Annotated in this window: 19 protein-coding genes; 12 read left to right on the plus strand and 7 right to left on the minus strand. The window is 65.8% G+C overall.

Features of this window, described 5'->3' with window-relative positions; translation table 11 throughout:
• The 8 genes from crtI to WA317_RS22305 all read left to right on the plus strand — a co-directional run.
• Positions 1-1,345, plus strand: a 1,345-nt coding sequence (gene crtI / locus WA317_RS22270; protein WP_425175095.1) for a phytoene desaturase family protein, incomplete at its 5' end; no start/stop codon positions are given.
• Positions 1,342-2,298 carry a phytoene/squalene synthase family protein gene (locus tag WA317_RS22275; RefSeq protein ID WP_425175096.1) on the plus strand — a complete coding sequence of 319 codons (957 nt, stop codon included), beginning with the start codon at positions 1,342-1,344 and terminating at the stop codon, positions 2,296-2,298. The genes crtI and WA317_RS22275, both read left to right, overlap by 4 nt.
• Positions 2,295-2,618, plus strand: a complete 324-nt coding sequence (locus WA317_RS22280; RefSeq protein ID WP_425175097.1) for a lycopene cyclase domain-containing protein — start codon at positions 2,295-2,297, stop codon at positions 2,616-2,618. Before WA317_RS22275 ends, WA317_RS22280 begins: the two co-directional genes overlap by 4 nt.
• On the plus strand, positions 2,615-2,926 hold the full coding sequence (locus WA317_RS22285) for a lycopene cyclase domain-containing protein (protein WP_425175098.1): 312 nt from the start codon (positions 2,615-2,617) through the stop codon (positions 2,924-2,926). Before WA317_RS22280 ends, WA317_RS22285 begins: the two co-directional genes overlap by 4 nt.
• Positions 2,913-3,638: a class I SAM-dependent methyltransferase gene (locus WA317_RS22290; protein WP_425175099.1), complete on the plus strand. Its 726-nt coding sequence runs from the start codon at positions 2,913-2,915 to the stop codon at positions 3,636-3,638. The genes WA317_RS22285 and WA317_RS22290 overlap by 14 nt, the downstream gene beginning before the upstream one ends.
• Positions 3,635-5,191 (plus strand): hydroxysqualene dehydroxylase, encoded by a 1,557-nt coding sequence (locus tag WA317_RS22295; RefSeq protein ID WP_425175100.1) that lies wholly within the window; start codon positions 3,635-3,637, stop codon positions 5,189-5,191. Before WA317_RS22290 ends, WA317_RS22295 begins: the two co-directional genes overlap by 4 nt.
• A complete protein-coding gene (locus tag WA317_RS22300; protein WP_425175101.1) occupies positions 5,188-6,186 on the plus strand; it encodes a DUF5914 domain-containing protein in 999 nt (332 codons plus the stop codon). Before WA317_RS22295 ends, WA317_RS22300 begins: the two co-directional genes overlap by 4 nt.
• A 10-nt stretch (positions 6,187-6,196) precedes the next feature.
• Positions 6,197-6,607 carry a DUF2784 domain-containing protein gene (locus WA317_RS22305; protein ID WP_425175102.1) on the plus strand — a complete coding sequence of 137 codons (411 nt, stop codon included), beginning with the start codon at positions 6,197-6,199 and terminating at the stop codon, positions 6,605-6,607.
• On the opposite strand, the gene WA317_RS22310 is transcribed toward WA317_RS22305, so the two are convergent.
• A complete protein-coding gene (locus tag WA317_RS22310) occupies positions 6,549-7,229 on the minus strand; it encodes a phosphodiesterase (RefSeq protein WP_425175103.1) in 681 nt (226 codons plus the stop codon). The two genes, WA317_RS22305 and WA317_RS22310, sit on opposite strands and share 59 nt — an antisense overlap.
• 125 nt (positions 7,230-7,354) lie before the next feature.
• Between WA317_RS22310 and WA317_RS22315 the strand changes: the two genes are divergently transcribed.
• Positions 7,355-7,750 carry an SRPBCC family protein gene (locus tag WA317_RS22315; RefSeq protein WP_425175104.1) on the plus strand — a complete coding sequence of 132 codons (396 nt, stop codon included), beginning with the start codon at positions 7,355-7,357 and terminating at the stop codon, positions 7,748-7,750.
• Here the strand turns inward: WA317_RS22315 and WA317_RS22320 are convergent.
• The 4 genes from WA317_RS22320 to WA317_RS22335 are packed head-to-tail and all read right to left on the minus strand — an operon-like array spanning position 7,733 to position 13,475.
• Entirely contained in the window at positions 7,733-8,974 is a 1,242-nt protein-coding gene (locus WA317_RS22320; protein ID WP_425175105.1) for an FAD-dependent oxidoreductase, read from the minus strand. The genes WA317_RS22315 and WA317_RS22320 overlap by 18 nt on opposite strands.
• Positions 8,975-8,987: 13 nt before the next feature.
• Positions 8,988-10,388, minus strand: coding sequence for a cryptochrome/photolyase family protein (locus WA317_RS22325; RefSeq protein ID WP_425175106.1), 1,401 nt, complete (start codon positions 10,386-10,388; stop codon positions 8,988-8,990).
• 60 nt (positions 10,389-10,448) lie between these two features.
• Positions 10,449-11,930: a cryptochrome/photolyase family protein gene (locus WA317_RS22330; protein ID WP_425175107.1), complete on the minus strand. Its 1,482-nt coding sequence runs from the start codon at positions 11,928-11,930 to the stop codon at positions 10,449-10,451.
• Between the two features lie 15 nt (positions 11,931-11,945).
• Positions 11,946-13,475, minus strand: coding sequence for a DUF2867 domain-containing protein (locus tag WA317_RS22335; RefSeq protein WP_425175108.1), 1,530 nt, complete (start codon positions 13,473-13,475; stop codon positions 11,946-11,948).
• 194 nt (positions 13,476-13,669) lie between these two features.
• On the opposite strand from WA317_RS22335, the gene WA317_RS22340 reads away from it, so the two are divergent.
• Together WA317_RS22340 and WA317_RS22345 are read left to right on the plus strand one after the other, a co-directional pair.
• Positions 13,670-13,888: a DUF2945 domain-containing protein gene (locus WA317_RS22340; protein WP_425175109.1), complete on the plus strand. Its 219-nt coding sequence runs from the start codon at positions 13,670-13,672 to the stop codon at positions 13,886-13,888.
• A 30-nt stretch (positions 13,889-13,918) separates the two neighbouring features.
• On the plus strand, positions 13,919-14,254 hold the full coding sequence (locus tag WA317_RS22345) for a DUF3140 domain-containing protein (protein ID WP_425175110.1): 336 nt from the start codon (positions 13,919-13,921) through the stop codon (positions 14,252-14,254).
• A gap of 44 nt (positions 14,255-14,298) precedes the next feature.
• Here the strand turns inward: WA317_RS22345 and WA317_RS22350 are convergent, their stop codons facing one another.
• Positions 14,299-14,610 carry a protein UsfY gene (locus WA317_RS22350; RefSeq protein ID WP_425175111.1) on the minus strand — a complete coding sequence of 104 codons (312 nt, stop codon included), beginning with the start codon at positions 14,608-14,610 and terminating at the stop codon, positions 14,299-14,301.
• A 35-nt stretch (positions 14,611-14,645) separates the two neighbouring features.
• Here WA317_RS22350 and WA317_RS22355 point away from each other — a divergent pair, with 35 nt between their 5' ends.
• The gene (locus WA317_RS22355) at positions 14,646-14,948 is read left to right on the plus strand and encodes a hypothetical protein (protein WP_425175112.1); all 303 of its coding nucleotides are present in this window, start codon (positions 14,646-14,648) and stop codon (positions 14,946-14,948) included.
• Between the two features lie 813 nt (positions 14,949-15,761).
• On the opposite strand, the gene WA317_RS22360 is transcribed toward WA317_RS22355, so the two are convergent.
• On the minus strand, positions 15,762-17,200 hold a 1,439-nt coding region (locus WA317_RS22360; protein ID WP_425175113.1), incomplete at its 5' end, for a cytochrome b.

Genomic DNA, 17,200 nt, shown 5'->3' on the forward strand with positions numbered 1-17,200 from the left:
GCCCGACATCATCGACGACGTGTTCGCCGCCGTCGGCGAGACGCGGGCGCGCCGCCTCACGCTGTTGCCGGTGGACCCGGCGTACCGCGCGACCTTCGCCGACGGCAGCGCCCTGGACGTCTATGCCGACGCCGATCGCATGGCGGCCTCGATCGAGAATTTTGCCGGCCGGCGCGACGCCGCGGGATACCGGCGGCTGCGCGACTGGCTGACCCGCTTGTACCGCGCTGAATTCGATGGATTCATCGCTCAGAACTTCGACTCGCCGCTGTCACTGCTGACGCCCGATCTGGCGCGGCTGCTGATGATCGGCGGGTTCCGCAAATGGGACACCATGGTGCGGCGCTACATCGCCGACGAACGGCTGCGGCGGGTGTTCACCTTCCAGTCGTTGTATGCCGGTGTGGCACCGAAGGACGCGCTGGCGGCCTACGCGGTAATCGCTTACATGGACACGATTTCGGGCGTGTACTTCCCCGCCGGAGGGATGCGGGCGCTGCCCGACAGTCTGGCCGCCGCAGCCGCCGACGCCGGCGTGCAGTTCCACTATGGCGAGAAGGTCACCGAACTCGAGCGCAACGGCGACCGGGTAGCCGCCGTGCGCACGGAACACGGCCGGCGCATCGCCGCCGACGCAGTGGTCCTGACAACCGAACTGCCGCGCAGTTATTCACTCCTCGGCTATCAGCCCCGCCGCGCGTTGACGCTGCGGCCTTCGCCGTCGGCGGTCGTCGTGCACGTGGGTTGTCGTAGCGTCCCCGCCGACACCGCGCATCACACCATTTCCTTCGGCGCCTCGTGGGATCAGACGTTCACCGACATCATCCGTGACGGCCAACTCATGCGTGACCCGTCGTTGCTGGTCACCAGACCGACAGCCAGCGACCCGGCTCTCGCACCGGCCGGGCGTGATCTGCTTTTTGTGCTCGCCCCGGCGCCCAACCTGCAGCGCAGCACCATCGACTGGTCGCGTACCGGCGACGCCTACGCCGAGCAGATCGTCGACACGGTTCAGGACCGGCTGCTGCCCGGATTGCGGAGCGACGCCCGGATACTGCAAGTCACCACTCCGTCGGATTGGGCCCGCCAGGACATGGCGTTCGGTACACCGTTCGCGCTCGCCCACACCTTCGGCCAGACCGGGCCGTTCCGGCCGGCCAACACCGTGCGGGGCGTGCGCAACGCGGTGCTGGCCGGGTCGTCGACGGTGCCCGGCGTCGGTGTGCCCACCGCACTGATCTCCGGGCGACTGGCCGCTGACCGCATCACCGGACCCGTCACCCGGGGCCGCCGGGCTCGGACCACCAGTAAGACGACCACGGAGACGAAAGTGCAGATGTCGTGATCCGCACCGAACTGGCCGCCGCCGGTATCGACGATCCACGATTGCGGGATGCATATCGACGATGCCGCGAGATCAACGCCCGCCACGGGCGTACGTTCTTTCTGGCCACCCGGTTACTCGCACCGGACCAACGTCCGGCGGTGCACGCCCTCTACGGTTTCGCGCGGCACGCCGACGACATTCTCGACGACCTGAACTCCGGTTTGGACAACAACGTTCGGGGCGAGCGGCTGCAACAGCTGTCCGAGCGGTTTTTCACCGGCGGTGACAATCTCGACGATCCGGTGCTCGCGGCAGTCACCCACACCGCACGCCGCTACGGAATCGCCTCCGAACTGTTCGACGACTTCCTCGCGTCGATGCGGATGGATCTGACCATCACCGACTACCCGGATCGCACCGGCCTCAACCGATACATCAAGGGCTCCGCCGAAGCCATTGGCTTGCAATTGCTTCCGATTCTCGGCACGGTCGGTTCCGCGGAAGAGGCTGCGCCGTACGCCGCGGCGCTGGGCACAGCCTTTCAGCTCACCAATTTCCTGCGCGACGTGGGCGAAGACCTGGTGCGCGGACGTGTGTACCTCCCCGCTGACGAACTCGCCCGCCACGGCGTCGACCGGGAACTGTTGATGTGGTGTCATTCCCATCGGTGCACCGACGCCCGGGTTCGGCGCGCGCTCGCCGAGCAGCATGACATGACCCGGGGTGTCTACCGTTTCGCCGAGGCCGGAGTACCGCTGCTGGCGCCGCGCTCCCGGCCCTGTGTGACAACGGCGTTGAAGCTGTACTCGGAGATCCTGGATCGGATCGAAGCAAGCGACTTCGCAGTGTTCAGTCACCGCGCCAGCGTCGGCCTTGCGCGACGGCTCCGGGTCGCCGGTGCCGGTCTGGTCCGGTCCTGGCGAGTGCGCTCGAGCGTCGCAGGCGAACGCGGGAACCGCGGTGCTGCATGACCGACCGCTGGCAGTACCTGCTCCTGCTCGCCGCATGCCTGGCGATCACCGCGCCGTTGGAGATGCTCAAACCGGGCGTGTACCGCCGGCCGCGCCAGGTCGCCCGAGCGGTGTTACCGGTTGCGGCCGTGTTCCTGGTGTGGGATGAACTGGCGGTAGCCGCACACGTGTGGTCGTACAACCCCGCCTACATCGTCGGCCGCTACATTCCGGCGCGGGTGCCGATCGAGGAAGTTCTGTTCTTCCTGGTCATTCCGGTGTGCGGACTGCTGACGTACAACGCGGTGAACGCGATCATCGACCGGGTCGACCGCCGGTGACCGGGCTTGGCTACACCGTGCCGGCGGTGCTGGCCGCAGTGCTGGTCTGCGCTGTCGAGGTCGCCGTACTGCACACCGGCCTCTTCCGGCGACGCGCCTACTGGCTGTCGTTGCTGATTGTGTTCGGGTTTCAAAGCCTCGTCGACGGCTGGCTGACCAAATTGAGCGCGCCCGTGGTCATCTACAACACTCGGCACATCACCGGCCTGCGGTTCCCCTTCGACATCCCGGTCGAAGACTTTCTTTTCGGCTTCGCCCTCGTCACCGCGGTACTGCTGCTCTGGGAGCGCCAACGTGAGCGTGGGTAACACCGGCCTGCCGCGCGGCGAGGTGCCGGCCGCTTTCGACGTCGGCGCCGCCGCATACGACCGTCTCGTCGGCGCGAACCCCGGCTATCACACCCACCTGCGCCGCTCGGCACGCCGCATGCAGATTCCCAACCGGGGCAAGGGCTTACGGTTGCTGGATGCCGGCTGCGGGACCGGCGCATCGACGGCAGCGCTGCTCACGGTCGCGCCGGAGGCCGACATCGTCGCGGTCGACGCATCGCAGGGGATGCTGGACACCGCACGGGCCAAACCATGGCCGCCGTCGGTGCAATTCGTGCACTCACCCATCGAGCAGCTGGCCGAGCATGGCATCAGCGGCCCGTTCGACGCCATCCTGGCCGCCTACCTGGTGCGCAACCTCGCGGACCCCGACAGCCAGTTGCAGGCGTTCCGGACGCTGTTGCGACCAGGCGGCACGCTGGCGGTGCACGATTACTCGGTGCGTGATTCGCGCGCGGCCACCGCGGTATGGCACGCGGTGTGCTGGGGAATCATCATCCCCTCCGGCTGGCGTCATACCCGCGACACCACGCTCTACCGGCATCTGTGGCGCAGCGTGCTGTCCTTCGACGGCGCCGACCGGCTACGCCGACGGCTACGCGACGCCGGATTCACCGGAGTCCACAGTGAAACCATGCCCGGTTGGGAAAGCAACATCGTCCACACCTTCATCGGGATTGCGCCGCAGTGAGAGATCGGCGCCGCCACACGATTTTGGCGCCCGGTGGGCTGCCTTCTGCGGACGCGCTGCCATCGCGGCCGCGGGTAGTCGTCGTCGGCGCGGGCATCGCGGGTTTGACCGCGGCCACCGGACTGGCCGAACGCGGCATCAGCGTCGACGTTGTCGAACGCGAACGCTACCTGGGCGGCCGGGTGGGCGGCTGGACCGAGCAGCACGAAGGCCCCGAAGGCACCGATCTGCCGATGAACCGTGGTTTCCACGCATTCTTCCGGCAGTACTACAACTTGCGTGCCCTGCTGCGCCGCGTCGACCCGCAGCTGTCCATGCTCACTCCCGTCGACGATTACCCTCTCATCGACGGCGCCGGCCGGCGCGACACCTTCCGCGGCCTGCCCCGCACACCGCCGTGGAACGCCCTGCTCTTCGCATTGCGCAGCCCTACATTCCGGTTCAGCGACCTGGCCCGGATCAACGCCCGCGCGGCCGCACCGCTCGCGGCGGTGTCGGTGCCGCAGATCTACGAAGACCTCGACCACACCGACGCCGAAACCTTCCTAAAGGCAATCAATTTCCCGATTCCCGCGCGGCATCTCGCCTTCGAGGTGTTTTCGCGCAGCTTCTTCGCCGATCCCACACAACTGTCGGCCGCCGAGCTGGCCACGATGTTTCACATTTACTTCCTCGGCTCCAGCGAAGGCCTGATCTTCGACGTCCCGGACGCCAACTACGACGTCGCCCTGTGGAATCCGCTCAAGCACTATTTGACCAAGCGCGACGTGCGGTTCCGGCTGGGCACCAAAGTAGAAAGCATCGAAACAAGCCGCGGGGCAAGCGTCGGCATCGGATCGGAAAACGCCTTTCGGGTGCGCATTGATTCCGACGAGCAGCTGAACGCCGACGCCGTGGTGCTGGCCACCGATGTCGCCGGTCTGCAGCATCTGGTGGGCGCATCCGACGATCTCGGCGACGAATCGTGGCGGGCGAACATCCAGCGGCTGCGCACCGCCCCGACCTTCGCCGTGCACCGGCTGTGGCTGGACCGCCCGGTCGCCCCGCACCGGCCCGCATTCCTGGGCACCGCAGGCCACGAGCCCATCGACAATATCAGCGTGCTGGAGCGCTACGAGCACGAAGCCGCCCAATGGGCGCAGCGTCATCACGGTTCGGTGGTCGAATTACACTCCTACGCACTGAGATCCGCGCTTCCAGACAATGCCATGCTCGACCGGCTGCATGAGCTGTATCCGGAGACGAAAGCGGCGAAGGTTGTCCGCGAACGCGTGCTCTACCGAAGCGACTGTCCATTGTTCGCGCCCGGAACCTTCGCGCACCGACCGCACATCACCACACCTCAACCCGGGTTGGTCCTCGCCGGTGACGGCATCCGCGTCGACTTACCGGTTGCGCTCATGGAGCGTGCGGCGACCAGCGGCTGGTCGGCCGCCAATCATTTGCTGGCACAATGGGGAGTCGCGGGCCATTCGCTGAGCACGGTTGCCAACGAGGGCCGATCTCCGCTGCTGCGCTGGCTCGCCACCCGAGAAAGGCACCGCCGGCGATGAACATTCACGACCGTGTGCGGCGACGGTGGCCGAAAGACTGGCCGCTACAACTGGTTGCGCCGACCAGCTGGGCTGCTCAACGTCCTACCTATCGGGACGCGCAGCCGGCCGTCATCAACGCTGCGTTGGACCGCTCCCAGCGCAGACCCACCGGCAACTGGTACGTGTTCGCCGAGAGCCGGTCGCTGCGCGCCGGTCGTCCGCTCGGCACGCGGGTCGCCGGTGTCGAGATCGTCGCGTGGCGCGATCAGAGCAACAATCTGTGTGTCGGTCCGCGGAGTTGCCCACATCTCGGCGCGGACCTCGCCACCGCGACCGTGGACTGCGGCGCCCTGATCTGCCGCTGGCACGGGTTGGCCCTCGACGGTGACTTCGACGACTTCGGCTGGAAAACGTTTCCCAGCTACGACGACGGTGTACTGACGTGGGTGCGTCTGGACGCCGCGGGCGGTGAGGCGCCGCTGAATCAGCCGGTGATATCGAGCCGGCCGACCGGTGACACGCTGGCTGCCGCCACCCGACTGGTCGGTGTCTGCGAGCCGTCGGACATCATCGCCAACCGGCTCGATCCATGGCACGGCGCGTGGTATCACCCGTACTCGTTCACCCGGCTGGAAGTGCTCACCACACCGACCGAAGAAAGCGACCGGTTCCTGGTCGCGGTGACTTTCCGCCTCGGCCGGCTCGGCGTGCCCGTGGTGGCGGAATTCGTCAGCCCGTCGGCCCGCAGCATCGTCATGCGCATCGTCGACGGAGAAGGCGCCGGCTCTGTCGTCGAAACCCACGCCACCCCTTTGGGTCGCGGTTCCGACGGTCGACCGCGCACCGCAGTGACCGAAGCCGTCATCGCACAATCCGACCGCTTGGGCTTCAGGCGGGCGCTCAGTGCGGCTGCCCTGATCTCACCGCTGATGCGCTACGCGGCCGGCAGGCTGTGGCGCGACGACCTGGCCTACGCCGAGCGGCGTTACCAGTTGCGCGCCGGCACGCCCTAGTCGTGTCGATATGAAGAAAAGATACGTCCTCGCCGTCGCCTTCGCCGTCGGCGCACACTTCGGCTACCTGCTGTACCTGCCCAGCGGCGGATTCCTCGCGCTGCGCTGCCCGCGCAGCATCCTGCTGCACGTACCCACCGTCGGCTGGGGCATATGCGTGGTGGCCTGTGGCTTGCCGTGCCCGTTGACCCGGCTTGAAGAATGGGCCCGGGCCCGGGCGGAGATGGATCCGCTGCCGGTGGCGGGGTTCACCGAGCGTTACGTCGCCGGCGTTTTCTACCCGTCGCGCGCCACCCGCATCGCGCAGGCACTGGCTTTCGCCGCCGCCGCGGTCTCCTGGGTCATGCTGGCGGTGAACACGGTCAATCGGCGTCGCGGCCGTCGCGGCTGCGGTCGTAGGCGCGCGCTCGTAGACCCGTGAGCCAGCCGGGGTACAGCTCCACCCCGGGTGCGGTGTGCAGCACCGGGTCGAACGCCACGTCCCCGCCGTGCGGGGCGACCAGCAACCCGCGCAGCGTCAGGCGCGCCACTCGGTCGAAAGCCGATGTGCCGCAGGCCTGATCGAGCGTGACCTCGATCGTGCCGTTGCGCAGCTGGTCTCGGAAACTGTCCAACGACACTCCTGAGCCATTGATTTCGGTGGTCAACCGCGCGCGCAACCACCAGTTGCTCCCCTGGTAGCGCAGCGGCATCAAGCTTGTCAGGGTGTGTCCAGTCCATGAGGTGACGGGCCGCAAGCCGACAGCTCGGGTCAGCACACCGGAGCCGGCGGAGGCCAGCAGAATGTCCCACGCCGCACCGTCATCGGCCTGCGGCGGAATCCGCAGGGCCAGACCGATGATGTCGGGCCACGAGCCCGGCGTCCCGACGGCCTTGGAGACCCGGGCGACGACGTCACACGACGGTATCGGTAGGCCCGTCTCGGCGGGGGCCGATCGTTCGATCGACCCCTCGACCAGCAGACCGTTAGGATGGAAAACTCGCGCGTGCCGGATGGCAGAACCCCACCGAAATGGTGTGGCGGCAATATCGGTCAAACTCATCAGTGCCGTGTTCCCCCTTGGCGAGGGGGGCAAACTGAGGCCACGGTCTCGCCGACGGGCGCCGCACAACCGAATTGATCAGGCTGAAGCCGCTTAGCCGTTGTCCCGCGGGGAACCCTGCCTCCATGAGTGACGGCATCATGCTCACTGTCGACCGGGTGATCGCGGCGCCACCGCAGGCGGCGTGGCGACTTCTGACCGATCTGGACGCCTGGCCCCGGTGGGGTCCGCCGATCAGGCACGCCGAACTCGATCCCTCGTTTTCGGAACTCAGCCAGGATGCCAGGGGCACTGTCTACACCTTGTTGCCGGCCGGCGTGCCGTTCGTCGTCACCGAGTTCGACCCGGGACGGTTCTGGTCGTGGACGGTGGCCGGTGTACCGGCGACCAGCCACCGGGTGGATCCAGTTGACGGCGGGGCGCGCGTCACCATGGGCGTTCCGTGGTGGTCAGCGCCTTACCTGACGGTGTGCTCAATCGCGTTGCGCCGCATCGAGAAAATGCTAACCGATCCGCAGTAGCTCTCCGGCGGTGCGGCGGCCACTGACCAGGGCCCCTTGAATGGACGCCGTGTCACGGTGGTCGCCGCACAACCAGATCCCGGCTGGCGTGCGCACCGGTCGGCGCACCTTCAACGGCGGTAACTGCGCCGGCAGCGCTTCTCGAATCACGTGCCGGGTGACCAATTCCCACCCACCGGCGTCCACGCCGAGGATGTCGGCGGTGTGTCGCCGCATCACGGTCTCGGACGGTGCCGTGCCCTCGTGACGGGGTAACGCCGACGCCGCGACCAGATGCCGGCCCGGCGGCGCATAGGTCGGTGCTACCGCACTGATCACCGCGACGTTGAGCACCGGTCCCTGAGCAGGCGCACGTCCATCGATCCACAGCATGCAATCCTGAGGCGGCGGTTGGTCGCAGGTCCACCAGTCGGTGACGACACTGTGCATCTGAGGTGCCGCCTCGTTCGTCAACACCGCGGCTGCCGTCGGATCGGTGGCGACTACCACGTGTCGCGCTCGCACCTCCCGATCACCGTCGGACACTCGCCAGCCGGCCCCGTCGCGGCCAATGCGTGTCACCCTGCGGCACAGCGATATCCGGTCGTTCAGGTCAGCGGCCAGCAGCAGCGGGAGGGCCTGCATGCCGTCGGCCGGCAGTGCCGGCACACCGAGGGCGAAGGTGCGTGTGAGCAACAGCGCGAACGCGTTCGAGCTCGATCCCGTGTCGTCGAGCAGCACTCCGGCCAGAAAGCGGTCGATCACCCGGCGCGCCTCGCCGCGCACCCCTGCATGTTCCAGCGCCTCCGCCAGGCTCAGGTCAGGGCGGTGCGCCGACTTGAGGGCTTTGGGCCGAAGCGCCGGTGCGGCCCAGCGGCTCAGGGCCAGCAACTCGCGCGGTCCGACCTTCGCCTTCGCCAGCATCAAAATCAGCCGGCCAGGATGGTGAAGCGGATGGACATACCGCGCGGTGCCCTTATCGCGGCGGACGACGACACCGGCGCCGAAATGCCGCAGGTGCAGAGCAGAAACATCCACTGCCCGTCCCAGTTCCGGGTAGGCCGGGTTCAGGACTTGAAAGCCCCGGTCACAGCGGAAGCCGTCGATGGCGTCGGTGCGAACCCGGCCGCCGACCGCCTCGCCGGCTTCCCACACCGCCACGTCGCGGCCGGCCGAAGCCAGCACAGCAGCGCAGCGCAAGCCGGCCAGACCCGCGCCGACGATCAGAACTTCGGTGTCGTCCATATCTGCCGGCAGCTCAGCTCGGACCGTGGCCGGCCGAGCCGACGGACACCGACTGGGACTTGCCGCCGTTGATTCTCGCTGCGGCGACGGCCTCGTGGTGATCGACGATGCGGTCCGGATAGTCAGGCGCCGCGCCGGGTTCGAGCTGCCACGGGGTGTGCACTTGGGCGCTGGTGATATGGGCGAGTTCGGGGACCCAGCGCCGCACGTAGTAGCCGTCGGGGTCGAAGCGCTCGGCTTGCCGCAACGGGTTGAGCACGCGATACGGGCGAGTGTCAGTACCGGTGCCGGCCACCCATTGCCAGTTGAGCTGATTGCTGGCCACGTCGCCGTCAACCAGCAGGCTCATGAAATGTGCTGCGCCGAGCCGCCAGTCGAGCTGGAGGGTCTTCGTCAAGAAGCTGCCGGTGATCAATCTGGCCCGGTTGTGCATCCATCCCTCGGCTTCCAGTTGACGCATCCCGGCGTCGACGATCGGATATCCGGTGCGCCCGCGGCGCCAGGCGTCGAACATCGCCGGACTGTTGCGCCACCCGCCATTTCTGCCGCGGTAGTCCTCGCGGCCGGCGGCGGGACGGGCCGCCAGCACGTGAGCGTAGAAGTCACGCCAGGCGACCTGGCGGATGAACGCCGCGCACCCGTCCGTGGACGATCGGCTGCGATACACCAGTTCGACAGGCGAGAAGCAGCCGAAATGCAGGTACGGCGACAGCCGCGACGTCGCGTCGCCGGCAAGGTCGTTGTGGATGAGGTGGTATTCGTCCACCGGACCCGCCAGCCACTTTTTCACCAGCTGTCTGGCGGTCGTCTCTCCGCCCACCGCCAGCTTCGGTGAGGGCGATCCAGACGCCAACTGGCTTGCTGTCGGCAGCGGTTCACTGGGTGTGTCAGGGACATTCAGCGTAGTGGGCGCAGGCAGCACCCGGCGTATGCCGGCAGCGTTCCACTTGCGGTAGTAGGGAGTGAACACCGCAAAGTGGTCCTGGCCGTTGAGCGGAGCGAGCTCGCCGGGCTCTGACACAGTGACGCTTGACGAGTGCACTTCGAGGCTGCAGCCGCGCGCGGCCAGCCGGTCCCGCAGTCGCCGTTCACGACTCTGGGCGTAACCGCTCATGTCGGACGCGACATGGACCTCGGTGATCGACAAGTCGACGACCATTCGCTCGACCTCTGCCACCGTCGGCCCGTGACGCACGGTCAGCCGGCCGCCTCGGCGACGCAACTCGTCGTCGAGTTCGGCGAGGGCCGCGGCGAGGAAGCTGGCCTTGTTCGGGTTCAGGTAATTGCCGGCGACGATCGCATCGTCGACGACGAATACCGGCAGGACCGCATCGCCGTTCTTCGCCGCGGCAACCAGGACCGGGTTGTCGTGGACGCGCAGGTCTCTGGTGAATAATGCCATCGTGACCGCCATGTCGGCTCCTTCCAAGTCGTGTTGCCGAGCGAATCCGCGAAACCCCGGTCGCGCAAGGTGTTACGGCGGACGGCTGCCTAGTCGCTGTTGTTGGGCCACCACCTCGTCCAAATCCTTGAGCCGCTGCATTCCGGACAGCGCCCGAGACATCCGGCGGTTACCGGCGAGCCGCTCGGCATTTCGGGCGAGGAAAGACCAGTAGCCGCCGGTGAATGGGCAGGCGTCGTCGCCGACACGGCGGTTCGGGCGGTACTGGCACCGCCCGCAGTAATCACTCATGCGGTCGATGTAGGCGCCGCCGGCGGCGTAGGGCTTCGTCGCCAACAATCCGCCGTCCGCATGCTGGGACATGCCGATCACGTTGCCGACCATCACCCAGTCGTAGCCGTCGACGAAGCTGCGGTGAAACCAGTCGGCGACTGCGGCCGGGTGCCAACCTCGCTGCAGTGCATAGTTCGACAGGACCATCAGGCGGGGAATGTGATGCACCCAACCGTGCTCCCGCACGTCGGTCAACACGTTCTTCAGGCAACGCGCCGCCACGGCGTCGGCCTCGAGTTCGTCGAACCATTGCGGTAGCCGCGAGCGGGCCGCCAGCGCGTTGCGGCGGCGATAGCCCTCGCCGAAGTGCCAGTAGTTGTGCCAGATGTAGTCGCGCCAGCCGACGATCTGCCGGATGTAACCCTCGACGCTCGCAAGCGGAGCGTCGCCGCGGCAGTATGCGTCTTGGGCGGCATGCGCACAGTCCAGCGGGTCGAGCAAGCCCAGGTTCATGGGTGCAGACAACGCACTGTGCGCCATCCACGGGTCTGCTGAAAGCATGGCGTCCTGCTTCGGCCCGAAGTGCGGCAGCCGATCTCGGAGGAACACCTGAAATGCGTGCTGGGCTTCAGCGCTCGTCACGGCGAACTCGCGCGCGCCGTCACGCCCGACGAACGACACCATCCCATCGCGTTCCCAGCGGTCGAGATCAGCGCGGACTTCCTCGTCGATCTCATCCTCTTCCGGCCACCACGGTCTTGGAACATCCATGTGTTCAACATGTTTCGGCGGCGGTTCGCGGTTGTCGGCATCGAAGTTCCACCGATTCGCGACGGGTTGGCTGCCGTCCATGAGCAGGTTGAAACGTCGCCGGGAGTCGCGGTAGAAGTTTTCCAGCAGCAGACTGCGTTGATTGCCCGCCCACTGCTCGAAGGTTGCACGGTCGGTGCAGAAGCCCCGCTCCGGCAGCACTGCGACGGCCGGTAATGAGTGCACGAAACGCTGCGCCGCCCAGGAGGTCGGGCTGCACACACTGATCGGGTCGCGCACCGTGTCGAGGGCTTCGCGGTAGGTGCGGGTCTGAAAAAACAATGCCTGCTCGCCCAGCTCGGCGGCGCGGTGGCGCAGCGCTGACAGAACCAGATGCGCTTTCCGACGATGAAAGCGCCGACGCTCGAAGACTGCCCGGGATTCGATCAACAGCACGGGCTGCCGGGGATCGTCGAGAAAGTGCGGCCCCAGTTGGTCGGCGAAGCACCAACGCCGGTCAACAGGAGTCATGGCCGAATCCGATCGTCACACGTCGGAGTGCACCGTCTGGCCGGTTCCGCGCACCGCCGACAGGTTGCCCGGGGCCGGTTTGTTGAGTTCGGCGGCGCTGCGGAGGATGCTGCGGGCGATGCCGCCGAAGACGGCGTATCGAAATGGCACCGAGGCTCGCCAGAACGCCTCACCGCCAAGGCCGTACGGCTGGAACAGCACGCGTTGCCGGAAAACGGCGTCCGGGGCTTGATCGGGGTGCACCGACAGTTCCAGCCAGAGCCGGCCGGGCAGTCGGGCGTTCGCGCACAGCCGTAACAGGTGCGGCGGCTCGATCTGCTCGACACTCCACCCATTCAGCGCCGCAACTGAATTCAGCCGTTGCGATTGCCGTGCACTGTGACGGGTCCGGCCGGGCAGTTTGCCGGTCCAGCCGCGCAACGCCCATCCCAACGACGCCGCCGACCGGCCGTCTTCCGCGCTGATCGAGTCGGCGACGGTCGACTCGACAGCGCGCCACAACGTTTCAGGTTCGGTTCGGACACGGCGCTCGCGCACATCCTGATATAGCGACCCACCCGACCACGCCGGGTCAGTGGGCAGTGGGCGCGAAGGTGCTTCGTCGGCGTCGGGCCGCGACCAGCGGGTGCGCAGCCCGTCCTCGCGCGCGCCGGCCAGGGCCAACTCGACGGACTCTTCGTACGGGGTAAGCCCACCCTCCGGATCGGGAATGTAGTCGGCGATGTCGTGCTCGGTGCAGACCACGTCGTTCTCCAAAGATGCCATCAGTGACCCCGCCAGCTCGCGTGGGATCGGGGTAACCAAGTTGACCCAGTGCGAGGATAACTTCGGTGTGAGCACCGGCACCGGAATCGCGAATCGGCGGCGCAGTTCCGCGACCGCGGCGTACTTACGGCTCATTTCGGTGTATGTGAACGTGTCTGGTCCACCGATGTCGAACGGCCGGTTCACCTCCGGCGGCAGATTCGCGGCATGGACGAGGTAATACAACACGTCGCGTACCGCGATCGGCTGCACTGTTGTGCGCAGCCAGCGCGGCGTGATCATCACAGGTAGTCGTTCGGTCAGGTAACGCAGCATCTCGAAACTTGCTGAGCCTGCTCCGATGATCACGGCCGCTCGCAGCTCGACGGTGGGCACACCGGACTCCATCAACAGCCGCCCCACCTCGGCACGCGAGGCGAGGTGGTCGGACAGCTCCTGATCCTTGGCGATGATCCCGCCCATGTACACGATGCGGGACAATTCGGCTTCGGTGGCGGCGTGCGCGACGGTCAAAGCCGCCCGGGCGTCGGTGTCGACAAAGTCGGACTTCAGCATCGAGTGCACGAGGTAGTAGAGGACCTCCTGCCCTTCCAGTGCCTGGCGAACCTGGTCGGCGCCGGTGACATCGCCTTCGACCACCTCGACGTGCTCGCGCCACGGCACGTCGTCGAGTTTGGCGGGAGTTCGGGCCATCACTCGCACGTCATGGCCTGCTGAAACTAGTTGAGGAACCAGGCGGGTACCGAGGTAACCGGTGGCGCCGAAAACAACGCAGCGCATCCCTTCACTCCTCCGTTACAGCTGTGAACTTACTTCAATAGCTTAATAGTTAAGATAGTTGTGTCAACTGGCGACGGATCGACATTGAAGGCGCTGCTTCGCGGCGACCGCTCGCCAAGCGATTGCGTACCCGCGCAGCGGGTAAACCATGTCTGATTTGCGCGGATCAGATTCCCGACGGAGAAAGGAACACGATGGCCGAGAAGGATTTCAACAAGGGCGACAAGGTGCAGTGGAAGAGCCACGGCCAGAATGTGAAAGGCACCGTCGAAGAGAAGATCACGTCCGACAAGAAGGCTGGCGGGCGACAAGTCCGCGCCTCCAAAGATGACCCGCAGTACCGGGTGGAAAGCGACAAGACCGGTGCCGACGCGGTGCACAAGCCGGACGCTCTGAAGCCGGACAAGAAGTAACGACAGCATATCTGAACTGGGAGAGCATCGATGCCTTCTGACGGCGACAGAGAGACCTGGGAAGAATTCCGCAACACCGTCAACATGACGGCTACCGAACTCGAGAAGTGGCTCAAGACCAACGAATCCAAAGAGGTCGGCCAGAAGGCCGGCGGTAAGGAATCCACCGGACATGCCAGTGGGCGGCACATCATCGCGATTTTGAAAGCAAAGAAGAGCGAGCTGACCGACGACGACTACGCACACATGCGCAAGGTCGTCGGCTATGCCAAGCGGCACCTCAAGCAGCGGCCCTCCGGCGATTTGCGGGAAACCAAATGGCGCTACTCGCTGATGAACTGGGGCCACGACCCGGTGAAAAAGTAACCGGAAGAAGTGACCGGCACTAGGCCGCTGCGGAAATCAGCCGGTCAGCTGTCGGGCGGCGCCGGCTGCGCCTCGGGGTGTTTTTTGAGGTATTCGTCTTTGAGGCTGCGTACACGTCTGCGTTGCGCATAAAGCCAACTCGAGGCGATCACCGCAGGCGCCACGGCCACACCGATGCAGATCTCGGCCGCATGATAATTCCGGCTTGCCAGCGCGGCCAGGGCGAGGACGAAGGCGAGGACGCCGAACGCGACGAAGACCAGCCCCGGCATCGCCGCGGTGTTCTTCATATTTTGACCGGCATGCGCACGAGTCGTGCGGTGATGATCAATCGGGTCGTCTGCGTTATCGCCCATGGCTGGTTTCTCCTGCCCAAATAGGAACCGGACCGATGCTGGGAGACGGCATCTTCTGCTTCGCCAACCGCCTGATGCTGGCCGGACTTGTCGGCGTCACCGTCTTCTGCCTCGGTGCTAACGTCCTCGATTCAGCCGGTGCAGATACAGCTCAAACACCGTCACGGACCTCTCGTCGACGTTTCGGCCGCTGGACTGTACGAACTCACCCACGGCGATTCGATTACCCGGAAAAAGATGGCACCAACCGCTCCCGGATCGGTGGGCACGCGATCTTCAGCGTGATTTTGCTTTCATTCCCACTGCTGAATCTTGGTGTCCGAATCGCTGAATGTTGAGGGTCAGGGCGGCGGTGCCCCGCCATCCGGTGGGGCAGCAGGCGGCGGAGGCACGTTGCGGTTCACTCCGCTACCCGGCCTGGCATGATGCTGACTGCATTTGCCCGAACGCTGAGTGCAGCCACAGTTGAGGCCGATGATGCAGCCGCCTCCGCCGGCCGGATACACCGAAATGGCGCCACCAGACCCCGCGCCACCGGGAGCCCCAGGTAGAGGTTGCGGCAACGGAGCCGGCCTTAAACTGGACACGTTCGACGAAGCGCTCGCCGCAAGAGAAGTCGTTCCGTCGCCGAACGGCCCCATGCCGCCGCCCACGTACGCGAACCCGAAGACAGCGACGGCCACACCACCCCATAAAGCGATTGCCATTGTGCGTTGCCTGATCGTCACAGCTTCAACCTTAGTAGGTTCATCTGCCCCATCCCCCGTTATTTCCCATCTTGTCACAACGACAAGGGCATTCCTCGAACGAATTGCCGTGCGTTGCTTGGCCGATTAGGTAGTCGGTGCACCAGTGTGCAGATACCGCGATGGCTATGCGCGCTCACCGGCAACTCAGCCGGCACCGCTCAGCACAGCGACCCGCACTCGCCCGCTCTGCACCCGATGGCTCGGTGAACCCCGCTTCCGTTGCAATTGAACTAATTTGGTGCGCAACAGCGAGGCAGTCAGCGCCGTCTTTCGGTTGAACTTTTCAACTCGCGATCGCTTATACCGATGTCAGTGCTCGCGAAGTCACCACGATGCCCCCACCCGGCGATGGTGATTCCGGCGCCATACGGCGGTTGCTGCACGGTGAGTTGTTACACCGTCTTAACCGCGGGAGCCGTGGCCGTTGGTGGACCCATTGGTTGAGCCGTTGGTGGATCCGTTGCTCGAGCCGTTGGTGTGCTGATGTTCACGCAGCGCGGTGAGAGCTCGCTGTTCGCCGGTGTGCACAGCGCGGCGCAAAGCGGCGTCCTCGCCGGCGGGGTCGGCGCGCAGCAGGCTGCCGTAGCCAGGGGCACCGGCCGAGCCGAGCTTGTTCATCCGTTTGGGCAGTGCGGCGCCTTGGTAGGCCAGCGGCAGCGGATGGCCGTGGTCGTCGACGGGGCCCAACGGTTGATGCAATTCGATGTAGGCGCCATGCGGCAGACGTTTGATGATGCCGGTTTCGATGCCGTGTTCGAGCACCTCGCGGTCGCTGCGTTGCAAAGCGACACACCAGCGGTATGTCACGAAGTAGATCAGCGCCGGCAAGACCACCATGCCGATGCGCCCGACCCACGTCGTGGCGTTCAGCGAGACATGGAACTTGTAAGCGATGATGTCGTTCATCGCGCTGAAGGTCAGCACGATGTATAAGGCGATCGCCATGGCGCCCACTGCGGTACGCACCGGCACGTCACGCGGCCGCTGTAGAAGGTTGTGGTGCGCGTCGTCTTTGGCGAACCGCTTCTCCAGGAACGGATACATCGTCAGCAACCCCAAGATCACACCCATCAGCAGCGCAACCCAAACCGACTGCGGGACCGTGTGGTGGCCGAAGTAAATCTCCCAGGGCGGGAAGATGCGGATCAAGCCGTCGGTCCACATCATGTAGAAGTCCGGCTGGGAGCCCGCCGAGACCTGGGAGGGTTTGTAGGGACCCAGACTCCAGATCGGGTTGATCTGCAATAACCCGCCCATCAACCCGAGCACCGCCACGGTCAACGCGAAGAACGCGCCGGATTTCACCGCGAACACCGGCATCACCCGCACCCCGACCACATTCGTCTCGGTACGCCCGGGCCCGGGGAACTGAGTGTGCTTCTGGAACCAGACCATCGCCAAGTGCAGTCCGATCAAGGCCAGCATGATGCCCGGGAACAACAGGATGTGGATGGCATACAACCGCGGCATCAACACCGTGCCCGGGAAATCTCCACCGAACAACGCCCAGTGCAACCAGGTGCCGACCACCGGAATGCTCATCGTGATGCCCGACAGTGCCGCCCGGATACCGGTGCCGGACAGCAAATCATCGGGCAACGAATACCCGAAGAAGCCCTCGAACATGGCCAGGATCAACAGCAGCGACCCGATCACCCAGTTGGCCTCCCGCGGCCGGCGGAACGCCCCGGTGAAGAACACCCGCGCCAGATGGACCATGATCGACGCGGCGAACAGCAACGCCGCCCAGTGGTGCACCTGTCGCACGAACAACCCGCCGCGCACCTCGAAGCTGATGTTCAGCGTCGACTCGTAGGCCTTCGACATCTCCACGCCGCGCA

Origin of the sequence: Mycobacterium sp. (assembly GCF_049802695.1) — a bacterium.
Taxonomy (GTDB): Bacteria; Actinomycetota; Actinomycetes; order Mycobacteriales; family Mycobacteriaceae; genus Mycobacterium.

Coding starts and splice junctions, on each gene's coding strand:
- WA317_RS22320 (WP_425175105.1), bottom strand. CDS start 8,974: ATGGACGACACCGAAGTTCTGATCGTCGGCGCGGGTCTGGCCGGCTTG.
- WA317_RS22345 (WP_425175110.1), top strand. CDS start 13,919: ATGCCTTCTGACGGCGACAGAGAGACCTGGGAAGAATTCCGCAACACC.
- WA317_RS22300 (WP_425175101.1), top strand. CDS start 5,188: ATGAACATTCACGACCGTGTGCGGCGACGGTGGCCGAAAGACTGGCCG.
- WA317_RS22310 (WP_425175103.1), bottom strand. CDS start 7,229: ATGAGTTTGACCGATATTGCCGCCACACCATTTCGGTGGGGTTCTGCC.
- WA317_RS22280 (WP_425175097.1), top strand. CDS start 2,295: ATGACCGACCGCTGGCAGTACCTGCTCCTGCTCGCCGCATGCCTGGCG.
- WA317_RS22355 (WP_425175112.1), top strand. CDS start 14,646: ATGCTGGGAGACGGCATCTTCTGCTTCGCCAACCGCCTGATGCTGGCC.
- WA317_RS22325 (WP_425175106.1), bottom strand. CDS start 10,388: ATGGCGGTCACGATGGCATTATTCACCAGAGACCTGCGCGTCCACGAC.
- WA317_RS22340 (WP_425175109.1), top strand. CDS start 13,670: ATGGCCGAGAAGGATTTCAACAAGGGCGACAAGGTGCAGTGGAAGAGC.
- WA317_RS22335 (WP_425175108.1), bottom strand. CDS start 13,475: ATGCGCTGCGTTGTTTTCGGCGCCACCGGTTACCTCGGTACCCGCCTG.
- WA317_RS22330 (WP_425175107.1), bottom strand. CDS start 11,930: ATGACTCCTGTTGACCGGCGTTGGTGCTTCGCCGACCAACTGGGGCCG.
- WA317_RS22305 (WP_425175102.1), top strand. CDS start 6,197: ATGAAGAAAAGATACGTCCTCGCCGTCGCCTTCGCCGTCGGCGCACAC.
- WA317_RS22315 (WP_425175104.1), top strand. CDS start 7,355: ATGAGTGACGGCATCATGCTCACTGTCGACCGGGTGATCGCGGCGCCA.
- WA317_RS22350 (WP_425175111.1), bottom strand. CDS start 14,610: ATGGGCGATAACGCAGACGACCCGATTGATCATCACCGCACGACTCGT.